Annotated in this window: 18 protein-coding genes; 4 read left to right on the forward strand and 14 right to left on the reverse strand. The window is 39.9% G+C overall.

The window, feature by feature from the left end; genetic code table 11:
- The first annotated feature begins 109 nt into the window (after window positions 1-109).
- The gene (locus NQT69_RS12205) at window positions 110-490 is read left to right on the forward strand and encodes a glyoxalase (protein ID WP_256827939.1); all 381 of its coding nucleotides are present in this window, start codon (window positions 110-112) and stop codon (window positions 488-490) included.
- Between the two features lie 108 nt (window positions 491-598).
- Window positions 599-838, forward strand: a complete 240-nt coding sequence (locus NQT69_RS12210) for a hypothetical protein (protein ID WP_256827940.1) — start codon at window positions 599-601, stop codon at window positions 836-838.
- Window positions 839-869: 31 nt separating this feature from the next.
- Here NQT69_RS12210 and NQT69_RS12215 read toward each other — a convergent pair whose 3' ends face one another.
- The gene (locus NQT69_RS12215; protein WP_256827941.1) at window positions 870-1,463 is read right to left on the reverse strand and encodes a DUF4202 domain-containing protein; all 594 of its coding nucleotides are present in this window, start codon (window positions 1,461-1,463) and stop codon (window positions 870-872) included.
- Between the two features lie 248 nt (window positions 1,464-1,711).
- On the opposite strand from NQT69_RS12215, the gene NQT69_RS12220 reads away from it, so the two are divergent.
- Together NQT69_RS12220 and NQT69_RS12225 are read left to right on the forward strand one after the other, a co-directional pair.
- On the forward strand, window positions 1,712-2,200 hold the full coding sequence (locus NQT69_RS12220) for a DUF2798 domain-containing protein (protein ID WP_256827942.1): 489 nt from the start codon (window positions 1,712-1,714) through the stop codon (window positions 2,198-2,200).
- A gap of 246 nt (window positions 2,201-2,446) precedes the next feature.
- Window positions 2,447-3,697, forward strand: coding sequence for a nitrate- and nitrite sensing domain-containing protein (locus NQT69_RS12225; RefSeq protein WP_256827943.1), 1,251 nt, complete (start codon window positions 2,447-2,449; stop codon window positions 3,695-3,697).
- A gap of 10 nt (window positions 3,698-3,707) precedes the next feature.
- Here NQT69_RS12225 and moaE read toward each other — a convergent pair whose 3' ends face one another.
- From moaE to modA, 13 genes are all read right to left on the reverse strand, one after another.
- On the reverse strand, window positions 3,708-4,181 hold the full coding sequence (moaE, locus tag NQT69_RS12230) for a molybdopterin synthase catalytic subunit MoaE (protein WP_256827944.1): 474 nt from the start codon (window positions 4,179-4,181) through the stop codon (window positions 3,708-3,710).
- A gap of 1 nt (window position 4,182) precedes the next feature.
- Window positions 4,183-4,431, reverse strand: coding sequence for a molybdopterin converting factor subunit 1 (gene moaD, locus NQT69_RS12235; protein ID WP_256827945.1), 249 nt, complete (start codon window positions 4,429-4,431; stop codon window positions 4,183-4,185).
- Complete coding sequence (gene moaC / locus NQT69_RS12240) at window positions 4,424-4,903, reverse strand: cyclic pyranopterin monophosphate synthase MoaC (protein ID WP_256827946.1); 480 nt, start codon at window positions 4,901-4,903, stop codon at window positions 4,424-4,426. The genes moaD and moaC overlap by 8 nt, the downstream gene beginning before the upstream one ends.
- 1 nt (window position 4,904) lies before the next feature.
- Window positions 4,905-5,441 carry a molybdenum cofactor biosynthesis protein B gene (gene moaB, locus NQT69_RS12245; protein WP_256827947.1) on the reverse strand — a complete coding sequence of 179 codons (537 nt, stop codon included), beginning with the start codon at window positions 5,439-5,441 and terminating at the stop codon, window positions 4,905-4,907.
- 26 nt (window positions 5,442-5,467) lie between these two features.
- Window positions 5,468-6,001, reverse strand: coding sequence for a molybdenum cofactor guanylyltransferase (gene mobA / locus NQT69_RS12250; protein WP_256827948.1), 534 nt, complete (start codon window positions 5,999-6,001; stop codon window positions 5,468-5,470).
- The gene (gene moaA, locus NQT69_RS12255) at window positions 6,002-6,973 is read right to left on the reverse strand and encodes a GTP 3',8-cyclase MoaA (protein ID WP_256827949.1); all 972 of its coding nucleotides are present in this window, start codon (window positions 6,971-6,973) and stop codon (window positions 6,002-6,004) included. It abuts the gene before it with no gap.
- A gap of 31 nt (window positions 6,974-7,004) precedes the next feature.
- The gene (locus NQT69_RS12260; RefSeq protein WP_256827950.1) at window positions 7,005-9,683 is read right to left on the reverse strand and encodes a nitrate reductase; all 2,679 of its coding nucleotides are present in this window, start codon (window positions 9,681-9,683) and stop codon (window positions 7,005-7,007) included.
- Window positions 9,684-9,709: 26 nt separating this feature from the next.
- Window positions 9,710-11,185, reverse strand: coding sequence for an FAD-dependent oxidoreductase (locus tag NQT69_RS12265; protein WP_256827951.1), 1,476 nt, complete (start codon window positions 11,183-11,185; stop codon window positions 9,710-9,712).
- A gap of 166 nt (window positions 11,186-11,351) precedes the next feature.
- Window positions 11,352-13,097 carry a protein kinase domain-containing protein gene (locus tag NQT69_RS12270; RefSeq protein ID WP_256827952.1) on the reverse strand — a complete coding sequence of 582 codons (1,746 nt, stop codon included), beginning with the start codon at window positions 13,095-13,097 and terminating at the stop codon, window positions 11,352-11,354.
- A gap of 9 nt (window positions 13,098-13,106) precedes the next feature.
- Window positions 13,107-14,576, reverse strand: coding sequence for a NarK family nitrate/nitrite MFS transporter (locus NQT69_RS12275; protein ID WP_256827953.1), 1,470 nt, complete (start codon window positions 14,574-14,576; stop codon window positions 13,107-13,109).
- Between the two features lie 303 nt (window positions 14,577-14,879).
- On the reverse strand, window positions 14,880-15,917 hold the full coding sequence (locus NQT69_RS12280) for an ATP-binding cassette domain-containing protein (RefSeq protein WP_256827954.1): 1,038 nt from the start codon (window positions 15,915-15,917) through the stop codon (window positions 14,880-14,882).
- Entirely contained in the window at window positions 15,910-16,596 is a 687-nt protein-coding gene (gene modB / locus NQT69_RS12285; protein WP_256827955.1) for a molybdate ABC transporter permease subunit, read from the reverse strand. The genes NQT69_RS12280 and modB overlap by 8 nt, the downstream gene beginning before the upstream one ends.
- Window positions 16,597-16,602: 6 nt before the next feature.
- On the reverse strand, window positions 16,603-17,259 hold the full coding sequence (gene modA, locus NQT69_RS12290; RefSeq protein WP_256827956.1) for a molybdate ABC transporter substrate-binding protein: 657 nt from the start codon (window positions 17,257-17,259) through the stop codon (window positions 16,603-16,605).
- Window positions 17,260-17,356: the final 97 nt, after the last annotated feature.

Genomic DNA, 17,356 nt, shown 5'->3' on the forward strand with positions numbered 1-17,356 from the left:
TTTACAAGGTTTTTTTGTATCTCACTTAAATAATATACTGATGGCTTAGCTCGCGAAGGTGCTCAAAATGTGCTTTATTTATAGAATGAAGTAGCACAGTGAGCGGTATATGGAATTTGTTGGTCAGGTTATCTATGTTGATAACGTCGAAGAAACATTAGACTTTTATTATCAAGCGTTTGGTTTTATAACTTGTTCGTTAAGTGATAATGCAGAATACGGTGAGTTATCTACAGGTAATGTAAAAATAGCCTTTGCTAATCACCCCTATGCGCAAGCGCATTTTAAACAAGGGTATATCCGAGCGCACCCAAAGCAGCCGGCCCTTGGTTTTGAGTTGCGTTTTGGCTGCAACAATCTCAGTGAAAGTTATGACAGAGCGATACTCGCAGGTGCTGAGCCACTTTGCCCACCAAGCCAAAAAGACGCACAGTCATATGCATATGTGCGCGCAATTGAGGGCACACTAATCTGTTTATCACAAAATTAAGCTCTATATTCATTGAATTAACATGAAAGTTTAACTTAGTAGACATATTAGAAACACGGGATTGTCATGTTTTCTCCTTATCCTAGCGGTAATTTAAATAAGGAGATAATGATGAATACTATACTACTTACAATGATGTTATTAAGCCCAAATAACACCATTATCGAAAACGAAATAAAACAACAAACAGCTCACGCTGTTTCTGCGATCCAACTAGAAAATAAAGCGCAAATTAAAAAGCAGATTGCCGCTACACTTGAAACAATGGAGCTAACCTTACCAGTGGTAATTGATAAACAAACACTGGCAAAAAATGCATCGCAAGCTACGCAACTTAGCGAAGACTAAGTTTCGTAGCTTTAATAGCGCTTATCTTGCATTACTCACCCGACAACGCTTTTTCAATTAATGGAACTAGTGGCGACGGTAAAGTTATGTTCCCTGCCAATACAAACTCGTGTGCTTGAGGCGACATTTTTTTCCATGTTCGCTGTATGATCCCTATCCATTTTTGTTCATCATAATCAGGTTTTGATTGCGCAAAGCCCAACATATAGTGCTCAATAAACACTAGGCTCGCAATATCTTCAACTAACTGGCTATCAGGGTTGCGTTTTATTTGCTTTTTAGCGACTGCATTGTAAACACGCTCACATGCTTGCTCTTCGTATCCTACTTGCTGCATTAGCTCAATAACTCGCCCCGCATGAAACTCATACAAAGCGCTGCGCCATTGGTGATAACCTTGTTTTCCCATAGGAAAATCACTGCGAGGGGACTTCCAACGCTCAATATGCTGCCCTCGTACTGCTATGTGCATTAATTTATCAGCTTGGGGAGAAAAACGATTTAGCATCTCGGTCATACGCAAAGCATAAAGGTGCTCTTTGGGGCAGTTTGTATTATCAAGCTGTTCCGAGTTAGGGTCTTGGCTATTAGCTTGATCTATTAGGGTTATAACTTGCTCAAACATGACGGCGCTCTTATTGTTGTATTAATAACACTATTCTAATCAGCCATAATTGAGATAGCTAGCTGAATATTAGCAAATGCAGTTAAGTTCATTTACGTAAGCTCTCAGCTTCATCGTAAACAAATAACTTAGTTGACTTTATCAACAATAAACCATATAGTTGATAAAATCATCTAAATTCAATTTTGGTCAACTCACTTACTATGAACTGACCAATCGGATTAATAACCTATTTTGGGATACATAACTTGACTGACGCTATAGCAACAAAGCAAAACTTACCGCAAAAGAACACCCCCATTATTTACAAAGTCATGGTAGTTATGACTATTTTACTAACTATAGGCGGTACTCTAACCGGTGTTATGACCTATATGAACGTGGGTTTTAATGACGGCTTTTATACTAGTTGGGCAACGTCTTTTATAGCGGCGGTGACTGTAATGATTCCGGTTGCTCTGATAATGATGGCTTTACTCACTAAGCTAATGAATAAGCTGATGCCATCGGCAAGTAAACTTAAAAAAGATCTGCTGATTGGCGTATGTATGGCCACAATTATGGAGTCGGTCATGTCATTTACAACAGCACTTAATAACATTGGCTTTAGCGATATAAATAGCTTTACTCAAGGCTGGTTACATGGCTTTCTGGCTGCTTTACCGGTCGGTTTAACTATGATGCTAATCATGACAATGACACTAAAGCCTAAAATCGAAAGATTCATGAAAAGTTAACCTCGAAAGATAAACAGACCCTAGATTTTACTTAACCTGATCTTACTTAGCTCTTGGTGCAAATTAAACCTAATTCGCACCAGCTTTGTGCACTTCATAGCACAATTAGTTTAATTACATCTCTCCCCCTACCAAAAAACTATAATACACTGATATATAAGCTTTAAATATTAACCTCCAATAGTTTTTTTATGGAATGGTATTTGCAAAATTAGTCTACCCATTGCCCGTTTTATAAAAATAATAATGCATCAAAGTAGCTCACTGACACGTCGATTCTTACTAGCTGCAAAGTATGAAGAAATTCATACTTTGGAACAGCTACAGAAATCTTGCCTTACTCTGATAAAAATTGGCAACTTAGTACACCAATTGCAAAAAGAAAGAGCCATGAGCAATATTTACTTAGCATCAAACGCTAGCCGTTTTTCAGCTGAGTTAAAAGAACAAATAATACTTGTCAGTAACAATCAAACAGAACTACTTGATTCATTTGAAAAAAACTACTTATTGGTAAAGCCTGGTTCCGGTGATGCGCGGTTGTTTAATTTAATAACTTATGCATTACAGGGGTTGGAGGCATTACCAGCTCTACGTAATAGAGTCCGAGAGCAAGCTTTTACCCCCAAAAATGCTACCACAGCGTTTAATCAAATCATTGGTACCTTGCTCAACGTGTTTCTAGAAGCGACAGATGTCGCTAATGATCCTGTTATTACTAAAATATTAGTCGCGTTTTTTAATTTTATGCAAGGCAAAGAATATGCAGGACAAGAACGAGCTTGTGGCGCGGCAGCTTTTGCCAGTAATACATTTAACGAACAAACAAAAGAGCAGCTAGAACAGTGCCAACAAGGCCAAAAACGGTGTTTCGAGTTTTTTATAGAGTATGCTGATGATGTGTTAAAAAATGCCTTTGACGCATTTGAGCAACACCCAAGTTGCACTCAGATAACGCAATTGCGCGATATGCTTCTGCAACTAATTCAGGGTAATAATGATGAATTATCGCAAATTAGTGAGGTCTGGTATGGTGTAACAACTGAACGTATTGATGTTTTGCATCAAGTTGAATTGCAAATAGCGGATCACCTAGTTTTCAGTGCCGCTCAGCAAATATTAATATCGAAACGCCACCTAAAAGATCACAAACAAGCCTTAGAGTCACTGACACTAAAGCAGTCCTCTCATATCTTGGAAACTAATAACAAGCAAGCATATAGCGAGAATATTGCACAGAGTAAATTTAGCAGTAACAAAACGATGTACGACTTGATCACAGAGCAAAGTGAATATATCCGTCAAATAAACAGTGCGCTTGATGAAGCTCGCACGGTGATAAAAGAACAAAAAACAATCAATCAAGCTAAATATATTTTAATAGAACAATTAAAAATCACTGAAAATGAAGCCCATGCCCAATTGCAAAAGCAAGCAATGGACAGCCAAAAAAGTGTGTACGCGATTGCGCAAAAAATAATGTCACTCGTTGATTAATTTCAACGCTTTATTGAGATTCCGTTGAGCTCGTTTTTTGCCATTTAGTGAGTGCTGCTTTATCTGACTGCTTTGCTTGTACCCAACGTGATGAGCCAGAGAAATGCTCTTTTTTCCAAAATGTTGCCTGATTTTTAAGAAAGTCCATAATGAACTCGGCTGCTGAAAATGCTTCAGCACGGTGCTTACTCGTCACCCCAACAAATACGATTTGCTCCCCTATCGGTAAATAGCCAATGCGATGGTAAATACGTACTCGCCCTAGCTGCCAACGCTTTTTAGCCTGAGTTATAATATCGTCTAATAAGGATTGTGTCATACCCGGATAATGCTCAAGCTCAAGCGCTGTGACATTGTCGCCTGAGCTAAATTCACGTACCAGACCAGTAAACGTCACCACGGCACCATCATTTGAGTTTTCTTCACTTAAATAATTATACTGCTGGGTATGGTCAAAGTCTTTATGAGCAATAATAACGCTCATTTTAACCTCCCGTCACGGGTGGAAACAGTGCTACTTCGTCTCCAGCGCATACTAATTGTAATGAACTACACATAGATTGATTAACCGCAACTAAAAGTTGCTTATCAAATAAATATTTTTCCCAACTGGGATTTTTTTCAACCAGTAACTCTTTTAATTGAGCGATTGTAATAGGTTTATCAATGGCCAATTGTGAGTTCTCACACTGTAGTGACTCTTTTAACTGGCCGAAGAACAATACATTAATCATTGTTACCTCGTTTCCAAGTGCCGGTTTTACCACCTTGCTTTTCTAACACACAAATATTATCTATGCGCATTGATGGATCGGCCGCTTTACACATATCAAATAAGGTTAATGCAGCCACCGATGCGGCGGTAAGGGCTTCCATTTCTACACCAGTTTTTCCCGCTAATTTACACATTGTGGTGATTTCAATCACAGACCTATCAATATTCAAGTTAAATTCGACCGCAACCTTCGTCAGTGCTAATGGGTGGCAAAGAGGGATTAAATCAGCACATTTTTTTGCTGCTTGAATCCCTGCAATCCTTGCAACACCTAGTACGTCACCTTTTTTGTTCTCGTTATTGAGTACTTCATGGAATGCTGCTTGTGACATAGTAATTTCAGCATATGCGCTTGCCTGACGCGTGGTGATATCTTTTTGCGATACATCAACCATGTTAGCTTGGCCATTTTTATCGACATGACTTAACATGCTACCCCCTTGATTGGCATAGTTTTCCATGCATAACATGGGGTACAAAGTTACATGGTCGATAGCTTGAATCTAATTGATTTTGGATGATTTTAGTCCACGCGGTTTTACATGCACCAGTTGAGCCTGGCATACAAAAAATCACCGTGTTATTGGCAAGCCCTGCCACAGCCCTTGACTGGATAGTAGAGCTATCAATTTCAGCGTAAGATATATGCCTGAATAATTCACCAAACCCATCTACCGTTTTATCAAATAACGGCATCAGTGCTTCGGGTGTTGAGTCACGTTGGGTAAAGCCTGTGCCACCGGTTACTAAAATGGCATGAATTTCATTATCTGCAACCCATTTTGATACGATCGCCCGCATTTGATAAATGTCATCTTTGACTATTTGCTTGTCACTTAGTACGTGCCCAGCTTCGAGCAAGGCAGAACGTAAGTACCCTCCTGATGTATCTGTTTCTTCAGTACGTGTATCACTAACGGTTAGCACCGCGATATTTAATGCTTCTTTATGTGTTGTTGTATGAGTCACTGTATTCTCGATTACTGGTTACTAGGTTAAGTGAGCGCTAAAAACTCATCTGGGGTATTAATATTTATAAATTCCCCTACACAAGGTTTTTTAAGCTCACTTGCCGCTATAATTTTTAAGAAGTTTTTTATTGATTTATTGCTTTCAGGTTGCAATAAAATTTCTTTGAGAGTTGCTTTTACAGCAGTTGAATTTTTAATAAACATAGGTAACGGATTATCATGGTAAAACGTAGCTGTAACCTTGTCACACTTACCTTTGTCGCATAAATTTATAAGTATTTCTTCTGTAATTAAAGGCATATCAACGGCAACCGTCAATATATCCTGAGATGTATTCATTAGGGCAGTATAAACGCCCCCCAAAGGACCATTCCCAGGGTAAACGTCAGCTAAGTAGCCCGGTTTATTACTACTAACAATCACTCGGTCACAGCCTGCAAGCTCTACTAATTCAATCGCACGAGCTAGAAATGTTTTTTGTTCTAGCTGTAATTGTGCTTTGTCTGTTCCCATTCTCGATGACAATCCACCAGCCAAAACTACTGCAGTAAAACTCATTTAGCCTCCAATCATAGCTAAATGCTTGGTGCCACCGGTTAGCCGCTTTGCTAGCTCATGGCTCACTGTTTTATCATCAAGGGCGTGACGAATAGCTGCAATAGTGGCAACTTGGCTATTTAAGTTTATCGTTTCGCGTAAATCTATACCGCTTTCACTAAATAAACATAGATGCAACTTACCCAACGCCGATACCCTTAAGCGATTACAGGTTCTACAAAAATCTGGGCTATAGGGCATAATTAGGCCAATACGACCAATATAGTCTGGGTGGGTAAACTCTTGTGCAGGACCAGCCTGCTTGCCTCTGACTAATTGTAGCCAACCAGCCTCAAGAAGCTGCGCCTTAATCGCTTGTCCACTGATATGATTTTGCGTAAAAAACTGTGCGCCATCACCTGTTTCCATCAATTCAATAAATCGAACTGTGATGGGTTTATCCGCAATCCATGTTAAGAACTCGCCTAGGTGATTTGTACTAAATGATTTTGCTAATACAGCATTTATTTTTATGCTTTTAACACCCAACTCTATGGCGCGTTCAATTCCCGCTAGAATATTTTTTAATTTGTCATGACCGGTGATCAATTTAAACATAGCCGGATTTAAACTATCGATGCTGACATTTAACGAGTCTAACCCAGCAGCGACCAGCTCATCGATTTTCTCCATTAAATTAAAGCCATTTGTGGTGATAGCGACTTCGTCGATACCTGCAATCGATTTGCATGCCGCAACAATATCAACAACATCTTTTCGTAAACAAGGCTCCCCGCCTGTTATACGTACTTTTTTGGTGCCAACATCAGCAAAAGCACTTACAAGATGTGTTATTTCATCCAGCGTTAAAAAGTTACGTGGTGTGTCACACTGGTAGCCATCAGGTAAACAGTAACTACAACTAAAATTGCACACATCAGTAATCGATAAACGCAAATAGTTAAACTGCCTACCAAAGTTATCTTCTAACATAACACCTCTATTTTTTGAGCTTGCCACTAATCTAAAGCTCTGTGCTGATCTCTATTGCCGTTTCACTGCGTCTAGCATGTTTGTTAATTAATTGACTCAACTGTGTTTTACATGAGCCACAATTCGTCCCACACTGCAATTTAGCTCCGAGTTTTTCAACACTATTACAACCCGTTTCAATTGCTGCAATTATCGGTTGCTCTCGCACTTTAAAACAGCTACATACCTGCTTACCTTGCGTAAACTCAGCATCTGGCTGGGCGTTAAATAATGCCTGAAGCTGCTCAAAGCTCAGTATCTGGGTGTCAAACAAATGATCAATCCACTCTAATGACACTGATTTTTGCACAGTGCTAAACACAGCAACAAACACTAGACTGTCTTTTTGCATACACTGAATATGGGTTGATTCACCATCACAATACATACTCCAACCGCCGACCAATCCAGAATTTTCTTGGCAGTAAAATAAGAGATCATCAATTGGCTCTTTATGAGCCAACTGGTAATTAGTACAGTGGGTCGATTTCACTTTTAGCCAAAATTCAGCGTCGATATTAAACTCACCATTAATAAATATTTGGCTATACTGGGCAAATTGCGCTTTTGTTAGCTTAACCGCTGCGTGTTTAGATTCTGGTTGACCAGAAATAGGATCCGTCACTGATTGATATAGCTGGCTAATATTTGCTGATGATGCATATTGTGCATTCCAATGAATAGGCATAAAACATTCACCGACCCTAACGGCATCGGTCACATTCACATGTGCACAGACTTCACCGCTAGCTGATTGTGCAGTAATTAAATCATCTGTTTTTAAAGCCAGTGCAGTGGCATCTGCTAGATTAATTTCAATATAGGGGCGCGTGATGTGCGCCGATAAACGTGAAGCCTCTCCTGTACGGGTCATAGTATGCCAATGATCGCGAATACGTCCTGAGTTCATCACAAATGGATACTCAACAGTCGTCTGTTGACGAGGTAACTGGGGTGTGATCGGTATAAAGTGTGCTTTTTTATCATCTGTGCTAAATGCATTATTGGCAAACAACTGCTCAGGTGCAGATAAAGCGGTCTGTTGTGGCCACTGTAAAGGCCGCATGGTGTCGTATTGTTCAGCGCTTAATGTTGCTAACGCCCCTAAATCTAATTGACGCGCACCGTTATTTTCAAACGTGGTTAAAGCTGCCCATTCAGTAAATATGTCACTTGGCTTAGTAAAATCAAAGCCGCGAAAGCCCATCGCTTTTGCCACACCACACATAATTTCCCAGTCATGCTTTGCTTGAGCATACTTTGGCAACACAGCCCGTTGCCGCGAAATTCTGCGCTCAGAGTTAGTAACCGTACCGTCTTTTTCACTCCAACCTGTACTTGGTAACTTCACATTAGCATAACTTAAGGTGTCGTTTTTTGACACACAGTCAGACACAACCACCAACTCACACGCTTCAAGCGCTGCAGTGATTTCATTGTGATTCGGTAAACTAACCACTGGGTTTGTTGCCATGATCCACACCGCTTTTATTTTACCAGACTTAAGGTCGGCAAACATATCAACTGCTTTTTTTCCTGCTTTTTCAGCTATGGTTGGAGATTGCCAAAAACGTTGAACTAACGATCTATGTTCAGCGTTTTCTATATCTAAATGCGCGGCTAATTGATTGGCTAAGCCACCCACTTCTCGCCCGCCCATAGCATTGGGTTGCCCTGTGATTGAAAATGGTCCTGATCCTGGTTTAAGTAATTTACCAGACGCTAAGTGCGCATTTATAATCGCATTGCATTTATCGGTGCCTGAGCTCGACTGGTTAATACCCATAGAGTAAAAGGTGATGGCTGAAGAACTATTAGCAAAGCTAGCATAAAAAGTTTCAAGCGCTTGCTCCGACAACTGACAAAATTCAGCTACAGCACTTATGCTCCATGCGCTTGCTTGCTCAAGTGCACTGTCAAACCCTGTTGTGGATTGGGCAATAAAATCATCATCAAGTGCATTATTGCTTGCTAAGTAGCTCAGTAGACCGTTGTAAAGAGCAGCATCCGTCCCGGGCTTTAACTGTAAGAATTGATCTGCTATTTCAACGCTATCTGTGCGCCTTGGGTCTATTACAACAATTTTCATCGCTGGATTAAGACGTTTTGCCCGCTCGATACGCTGAAATAAAACCGGATGAGTCCAGGCTGCATTCGAGCCTTGTAATATCAACAAAGATGTTTGCTCAAGGTCTTCATAACTACAAGGTACAACATCTTCACCAAAAGCACGTTTGTAACCTGCCACGGCAGAAGACATACACAAGCGTGAGTTAGTATCAATATTGGCACTTCCTAAGTAGCCTTTCATTAACTTATTCGCGATATAGTAATCTTCTGTAAGCAATTGCCCTGAGACATAAAATGCAATTGCATCAGCGCCATGTTGCGCAACGATACGACTAAATTGCTCAGCAATATAATTCGTTGCCTCATCCCAACTAACCACGTGATTGTTTATCTGTGGCTCAGCTAAGCGGTTGTCAGTTGATAGAGTATCAAGTAAATGTGTGCCTTTAACACATAACCGACCAAAATTTGCAGGGTGTTCTGGGGTGCCAGTTAATGAACTTGCTTCACCATTGTCTATCGATATATCAACACCACAGCCCACACCACAATATGCACAGGTCGTTTGTTTTAGTTTTGCATTAGCCACATCAACTTCCATTATTGCTTCTCTTTTTATTAGTTAGACTAAACGGCCGGTGCGCTTAGTTGCTCAGGCTCAGTTATAGTCACGAGCATGTTATTACTATCAATAATGCTCTTTACCATTTGCTCACAACTACCACAGCCCGTACAGGCTTTAGTGCTCGATTTCACTTTAGCTAGATCAGTACACCCTGATAAAATAGAATTCTGAATAGTTAATTTAGTTACTTTATTACAAACACAGATAATGGCATCGTCGGGTAAGTCAACTGGGTCAATCTCAGCTAAAGAGCCAGCTAAAGGCATGATCAGCGACTCTGCAGGCTCGACCAGAGCAAGATTATTCAAATATCGCTGTAATAAGCTGTCGTAATCACTGGTGTCACCGACTAAGACCGCACCAAGTAAACGATCGCCGCTTTGGTTCACCACTATTTTTTTATAAATACCGTTTATTTGATCATCAAAAATATAACTTTTAGCGCCTGTAGCTCGGGCATGGGCATCGCCAATCGAACCTACCTCAACACCCATTAACTTTAATTTTGTACTCATATCAGCGCCTGTAAAGGCATCTACTTCATTGTTGAAAATAATGTGCTTTGCAGCAACCTTTGCCATAGTGTAACCAGGTGCCACTAAACCAAAAATAAAGTTACTCCAAAGCGCACATTCTCCAATAGCATAAATGTTACGATCTGATGTTTGACAATGGTTATTAATGACGATTCCGCCTCGCTCGCCAATATCTAAACCAAACTCACGTCCGAGATTATCGTAAGGGCGGATCCCTGCCGAAAATAAAATCATATCGGTTTCGAGTTCATGGCCTCCTTTAAAGCACATCTTATAGCGACACTGATGACCTTCAACAATTTGCTCTGTCGCCATCGAGGTATGAACATTTACCCCTAATTGTTCTATTTTTTTCTTTAAAAGACGTCCGCCAGCTTGATCTACTTGAACCCCCATTAGTTGCGGGGCAAACTCCACCACATGGGTTTGTAAACCTAGCTTTTTTAATGCATTAGCGGCTTCAAGCCCAAGTAAACCACCACCAATAACGACTCCGACTTTACTTTGCGATGCTGAGCGTTTTATTGCTTCTAAATCATTAATGGTTCGATAGACTAAACAGTGGTCTCGGTCTTTACCTGGAATAGGAGGAACGAAGGGAAATGAACCTGTGGCTAAAATCAGTTTGTCGTAATAAAACCTATTGCCTTGCTGTGTGGTTACAAACTGTTGTTGACGGTCAATATTTTCAACTTTCGCATTGGTAAAAAAATTAACATGCCAATCGCCGTAGATATCAGCAGTTGTCAATGCAAGATCGCTTGCTGTTTTACCACTAAAAAATTCGGATAGATGCACTCGATCATAGGCAAGTCGGTCTTCTCCCGATAAAACGGTAATTTCCAACTCATCTCCGTGCTGTTTTAGCTGTGTGAGTTGTTCGACAAAATGATGGCCTACCATGCCATTACCAACGACCACTACGCGCTGCTTACCGCTCATGTTTTACCTACACCTATTTAATTCACTGCAAATGCTACTAAAATGTAAAGCAATTGCTATACCATTAAAAAAAGGTATTATTAAACAGCAAATTAAAACAATATAAGTTATAAATATCCGTAAATAGCACTATGAAGATCCAGCTACTGCACCAAGTTAGTACAGCTTAATAGTTAACAGGTAGTAGTAATATTAATAACAATAAAAACTGAACAATTGCGACGACTTTCCATATCATCAGTGTATGTTGTTGATAAAAGCTAAATTGCCTAGTTTCAACAGTAATATCACCATTTTCCGTTTTAATATCATTAATAAATTCGGAAAGCGCTTGGTAGCGATGCTTTGGCTGAGGCGCGACCGCTTTCATTAAAGCTTGATCGAGCCAAAAAGGAATATCAGCACGATAGTGACGAATGCTACGGTACTGCCAAAACGAGTAATCAAGCTTGTGGTAGTTTGGGTTAGATAAGCTTTTATAAGGTAAGTTCGAACAAAGTAACTCATATGCAATGACGCCTAAAGAAAACAAGTCACTTTTAAAGTCAGCATGAAGTGTTAATACTGTCTCTGGTGCAGTATAGCCAACACTACCTTGGGCGCACTCATCTTTTAGCTGAGTGATATCTTCCTCCAAACTAGCAGAGCTCACCGTACCATAATCAATTAACGTAATTTTTCCATTAGCATCAATCATTATATTTTCGGGTTTTAGGTCTCGATGTACCATGTCTAAGCGCTGAAATGCACGCAGTGCCGTTACAATTTGCTCTAAAATACTTCTCACTTGCGCTATTGTAGGCTGCTTTACATCATGCATCCATTGCCTGAGTGTTTGACCATCCATATACTCACAAACATGATACAAAAAGTGGCTATCGGGTGCCGTGGTTATTACTTTCATTACATTTGCATGATTAATAAGTTGTCCAGCCCACCCCTCTCGCATAAAACCTTGAAGGTAATGTAAATCATCTTGAAAATTAATCGAGGGCACTTTTAATACACACGGCTCTGAATCTATACTTTGTTGCGCTAAATAAATATGTGAACGAGAACTCGCATGGATCTGACGTATTATTGTGTAGTCATCAATTTTCTGACCAGCGCGTAATGCTAAAGGGACTTTACGATAAGTCAGTTCTTTATAGCTTTCTGCTAAACATTTTTGCGGTAGCTCTGTCACCTTTATTAATAAACACGTTAAATTGTCATCACTTTTATTATGTTGTGCTTCCTCACATACCAACTTTGCTGCAAGCTCTAAATTAGGATGGCAATATACTAGATCGACTATTTTTCGATCGGATACGAAATCATGAACTCCATCAGAAGTGATTACAAATATATCGCCAAGCTGTAAATCAAACTCGTAAAAATCAATATCCTGATGCAACTCAGCCCCAAGTGCCTTGGTTAACACTTGATTGGTTTTATGATCGCGGGTTAGTGGCTGTAAGGCTCCATCACGAATAACACTGATGCGCGTATCACCTAAGTGGAAAATATAGCCTGTTGTCGATTTAAGAATTAATGAACTGAACGTTGCTAACCAATCAGCTTGCCTATAACCCAGCGAGCTATGCTTACTAGATTGTGAATAAAGCCATTGATTAAGCCCAGCCAAGACTTTGGAAGAAGATTTTTTTACTGACCAACTGATGGGAGTATTAGTGTATTCACGGATAAAATGCGTTACCGCTAAATTTGCTGCGTCTTTAGCATATTTTGCACTTGAACAGCCATCAGCAATACATGCGATGATCCCTTTATAGTGCTTTTCTTGCCCTTTGCTATCAAGCATAGCAAATGCATCTTGATTGATGCGTTTGCTGCCTTTCATAGAAAAACCGCCAAAGCTTACCTTTAACTCTAGTTTAGATGATTTTGCTTTAACGGTTTCTACTTTCACATTTTGTCCTCAGGTCACAGAAATCAACTCAACGGTGCCATCTTCATTAACCTCTGTCATATGGCCTTTTGGTTCGGTCATAAAAAATAAAGCAATTAAACCGACAAGCGCACTAATAGCAATCGTAAAGAAGAATGTTTGGTATTCAACTATCGATAAAACGGTAAGGTACACCACCGCTCCCACGTTACCGTAAGCGCCTGTCATCCCAGCAATTTGCCCTGTTAAGCGTCGTTTTATCAGCGGTACAGCTGCAAAAACAGCGCCTTCTCCCGCTTGCACAAAAAACGAACATGCCATTGCTGCTGCAACGGCTAGCCATAGCGGCCAACTTTGATCGACTAACCCCATTACAAAGTAACCGACAGCTAAACCAGCAGTTAAAACTATTAAAGTGATTCTGCGGCCGAGTCTATCTGAGATCCATCCTCCTCCCGGGCGCGAGGCTAGATTCATAAAGGCATAAGCTGATGCCAGTAACCCTGCATAAACCATGTCTAGTGAAAATACTTCACTAAAGAATAACGGTAACATAGAAATCACCGCCAGCTCAGAGCCGAATGTAGTAAAGTACAAAATATTGAGCACTGCAACTTGTTTAAACTCATAGCGATGAGATTCAGGAACGTCCTGCTTAAAGATGTGCCCATTTACCACAATAGTTTTATAAACTTCGTAACAATACAGCAAAACTAATGCAACGTAGATACCGATTTCAACTGAACTTGAAATTAATCCGGCACCGTTTTCAGATAATTTCCATGCCAGTAAAGCTAAAGCACCATACATAGGAATTTTCATGATCAGCAGTAAGAAGAAATCGCCTTTACTGGTTACTTCCATAGCACCAATTTGTTTAGGCTTAAAGTAAGTGCCCCCTTTTGGTGTGTCTGTCACATTGAAGTACCAAATTAATCCAAACGCAATACTTAGCAGGCCTGTTAAGCCAATCGCATAACGCCAGCCATCATCACCACCAAATAGTACTGCAATAACCGGTAATAGCATCGCAGCGGCAGCTGAACCAAAGTTACCCCAACCACCGTAAACACCTTCTGCAATACCAAGCTCATTAGCAGGAAACCATTCGCTTACCATACGAATGCCCACTACAAAACCAGCACCAATAAAGCCCATAAAAAAACGGGCTATCGCAGCTTGTTCAAAGGTACTGGCAAATGCAAACATAAAACACGGAATACTACAGACCATAAGTAAGGCTGAATATACGATACGAGGGCCAAACTTATCCGTGAACATACCAACAATCACTCGTGCGGGGATAGTCAAAGCTACATTGAGGATCAACAAGGTTTTTACTTGAGCCATGCTAATACCTAACGACGATGCAATAGCACCTAACATAGGCGCATGGTTAAACCATACAAAAAACGAAATGAAAAAAACCATCCAACTCAAATGAAGTATTTTCATTTTTCCTCGAAATGAGAGCAGATTAAAGCCTGTGTTACCTTGCATGCTACGTTCTCCGAATTTTTATTGTATAAAATCGATTATTTGCTGCTTATTGTTTTGTTTTACAAAACAATAAGCAGCAGTAGCAATTGTTAGGCCACTAAAATATAACTTTAATATTCAGTGGTATAGTTGATTCAACTAGTGAAAACAGGTGAAATTGCACTATTGAAGTGCATATTTTATGTGTCATATCGGTGCAGTGTGAAAGCAATAAAAACGGCATAGTGAAAAAAGTAAACCAGGTAATTTCAATCGCCTTAAGGGATGATTACGATAGAAAAATTTCACAAAGCTCAATGAGCTCTATTCATCAACAGTGTGCACCGGAATTTGAGCATAAACAGTTTGCCCCTCAGTAAAAGCATATATTTGCCATTCTAAGGTTGTGAGTATGCAAATTAAACTTTGACCACAAATATCTAAGTGCACAACCGCTTTATTACCCTCAATATAAACACGCTGATAAGTACAACAAAGAATATTTATATTAGCTTTGTTTTTATCGATACTTTGCAATAAATTTACTCGGTCAGCGTTTATACACAAAGAGTGTGTTACTACAACAGATGCTAAGTTGGTATAAATAAACTGTTGGCTATCTTTGAGTGTTAATTTATACAACTGATGTTCTTTTAGGAACTCGACCTCATCAACTTTAAGGTAACTAAATGGTGTGAACGCTTGCTGTAAAGTTATAGCATTCACTGCCTGCTGTATGGCATCTTTATTAACAACACGACCATTGATAAGCTGCAGCAGTTGATCACAGCAAAAAGACAACTCCCTTAGTGAATGACTAACAAATAAAAAGGTGATGTTTTTTGTACTGGCGAAATAACGAATTGCATTAAGCATGATATATCGCTTTTGCCAATCCAAGGCTGCAAATGGCTCATCTAATAAAATAATGTTTTGCCCTACCAGCAAAGTCCGCGCAAACGTAACTCGTTGGGTTTCACCACCAGATAAAGAGCTTACGTTACGCTGTAGCAGTGCGCCGATCTCAAGCTGCTCTATCACTTCGGTGAAACTGATTTGATTATTCGTTTTTGGCCTATGCTTACAAGCAAACTTTAAATTTTCAGCAACATCTAAATGAGGAAATAATTGACTGCTTTGTAGCTGATGGCTGATCCCTTTTTGTTCTGAGCTCAAGTTCGTTAGCTCAATGCCATTATTAAAAATCCGCTGGCCTTTGATTTGGCCACTAATACAAGCTAGCAAACAGCTTTTGCCTGCTCCTGAAGGGCCATAAATCCCCTGTATTGTCCCTTGCTCAATGGCAAGTTCAGCACAAAGAGTAAACTCGGATAACGGGTAATTAATATTTACTTTAAGCATGATGATTGCGACCAGTTAAGGCTGAACGGTTAAACTTAAATAGCAATACCAAGCAAAAGAACGAGATACCTAGTAAAATCAGCGACAATTGGTGCGCTGCAGTATAATTTAACGATTCAACATGATCATATAACGCGATAGATACTACTTGAGTTTCTCCCGGTAAATTACCGCCAATCATCAACACCAAACCAAACTCGCCTAAGGTATGGGCAAAACCTAGAGCAAAAGCGCTAAGCATGTTTTTTTTCAATAAGGGGATAAGCAAATAAAAGAAACGCTTGTTAGCACTGAAACCCAACGCTTGGGCTGCTTGAATATAGTGACTATTTACCTGTGAAATTCCAGCAAGTAAGGGCTGCATTACAAAAGGCAAGGAGTAAATTAAAGAGCCAAGTACCACCCCTGAAAAACTAAATGCAAGCTGAGTTCCTGTTAACCAGAGCCAAAACTGACCTAAACTTGAACTTGGCGAAAAGACAACCATCAAATAAAAACCTAGTAATGTGGGAGGGAGCACCAATGGCAATGCTACAACGGCTTCCAACATAGCTTTACATCGACCTTGATATCTCGCTAACCACCAAGCAAATGGAAAACAAATGACTAATAGAATAATAGAGGTTATAGCAGCTAATTTGATGGTCAGCCACAACGCAGTAAAATCACTTTCTAACATTTCGAGTTATTCACTTTTATAGCCAAACTGGTTAAACCGTTGCTGAACTGACTCAGAAAGTAAGTGATCCATAACACGCTCAGCAGCGCGCTTGTGCTCAGTTGATTTTAAAATGACACCCTTTTGCACAATTTTCGGGTATTTATCAGAGGGTAACTCAGTAAATTGTAAATATTTAACCTGACTGTCTTTACTATAAGCCCATTTTAGAGTGGATAAAGCCACCAAGCCAAGAGCAGCATTACCACTGTCAATATACTGGAAAGCTTGCGTTATATTGTTAGCTAGAATACGCTTGTAACCGCCGTCAAAATGCTTATTTAAGTAATACTGCGATGCCACTCCATAAGGAGAAAAACGCGGATTCGCTATTGCGATAAAATGGTTAGGTAAGTTGGCACTCGGTTGCCACAGCGCTAAAACCCCTTGCGCGTATGTTGCTAAGCTATGTGGATAAGCTAACCCTTCTGCAACTAATTGAGTAGGCCTGTGTTGATCAGCAGATAGAAAAATATCAAACGGTGCGCCATGCTTAATTTGCGTATAAAGAATGCCACTCGACGCTGCAGAGAGCTTAACATCATAATCATCAATAAATGGGGCATCAGCCAACACGGTTTGTAGAGGGGCTTTAAAATTACTCGCCACTGCAATATTAATCACTTCCTTTGCATAAACACCCTGAGCAAAACAAGCTAAATAAATGCAAAAGGTGCAGACTACGCTATTGTAAATATTTGACATTATGATTATTGTTAAA

The sequence above is a fragment of the Pseudoalteromonas shioyasakiensis genome, assembly GCF_024518675.1.
Lineage (GTDB): Bacteria > Pseudomonadota > Gammaproteobacteria > Enterobacterales > Alteromonadaceae > Pseudoalteromonas > Pseudoalteromonas shioyasakiensis_B.

Excerpts from the sequence above, each read along its gene's own strand:
- NQT69_RS12205 (WP_256827939.1), top strand. The coding sequence starts at position 110 with ATGGAATTTGTTGGTCAGGTTATCTATGTTGATAACGTCGAAGAAACA.
- NQT69_RS12210 (WP_256827940.1), top strand. The coding sequence starts at position 599 with ATGATGAATACTATACTACTTACAATGATGTTATTAAGCCCAAATAAC.
- NQT69_RS12215 (WP_256827941.1), bottom strand. The coding sequence starts at position 1,463 with ATGTTTGAGCAAGTTATAACCCTAATAGATCAAGCTAATAGCCAAGAC.
- NQT69_RS12225 (WP_256827943.1), top strand. The coding sequence starts at position 2,447 with ATGCATCAAAGTAGCTCACTGACACGTCGATTCTTACTAGCTGCAAAG.
- moaE (WP_256827944.1), bottom strand. The coding sequence starts at position 4,181 with ATGAGCGTTATTATTGCTCATAAAGACTTTGACCATACCCAGCAGTAT.
- moaD (WP_256827945.1), bottom strand. The coding sequence starts at position 4,431 with ATGATTAATGTATTGTTCTTCGGCCAGTTAAAAGAGTCACTACAGTGT.
- moaC (WP_256827946.1), bottom strand. The coding sequence starts at position 4,903 with ATGTTAAGTCATGTCGATAAAAATGGCCAAGCTAACATGGTTGATGTA.
- mobA (WP_256827948.1), bottom strand. The coding sequence starts at position 6,001 with ATGAGTTTTACTGCAGTAGTTTTGGCTGGTGGATTGTCATCGAGAATG.
- moaA (WP_256827949.1), bottom strand. The coding sequence starts at position 6,973 with ATGTTAGAAGATAACTTTGGTAGGCAGTTTAACTATTTGCGTTTATCG.
- NQT69_RS12260 (WP_256827950.1), bottom strand. The coding sequence starts at position 9,683 with ATGGAAGTTGATGTGGCTAATGCAAAACTAAAACAAACGACCTGTGCA.
- NQT69_RS12265 (WP_256827951.1), bottom strand. The coding sequence starts at position 11,185 with ATGAGCGGTAAGCAGCGCGTAGTGGTCGTTGGTAATGGCATGGTAGGC.
- NQT69_RS12275 (WP_256827953.1), bottom strand. The coding sequence starts at position 14,576 with ATGCAAGGTAACACAGGCTTTAATCTGCTCTCATTTCGAGGAAAAATG.
- NQT69_RS12280 (WP_256827954.1), bottom strand. The coding sequence starts at position 15,917 with ATGCTTAAAGTAAATATTAATTACCCGTTATCCGAGTTTACTCTTTGT.
- modB (WP_256827955.1), bottom strand. The coding sequence starts at position 16,596 with ATGTTAGAAAGTGATTTTACTGCGTTGTGGCTGACCATCAAATTAGCT.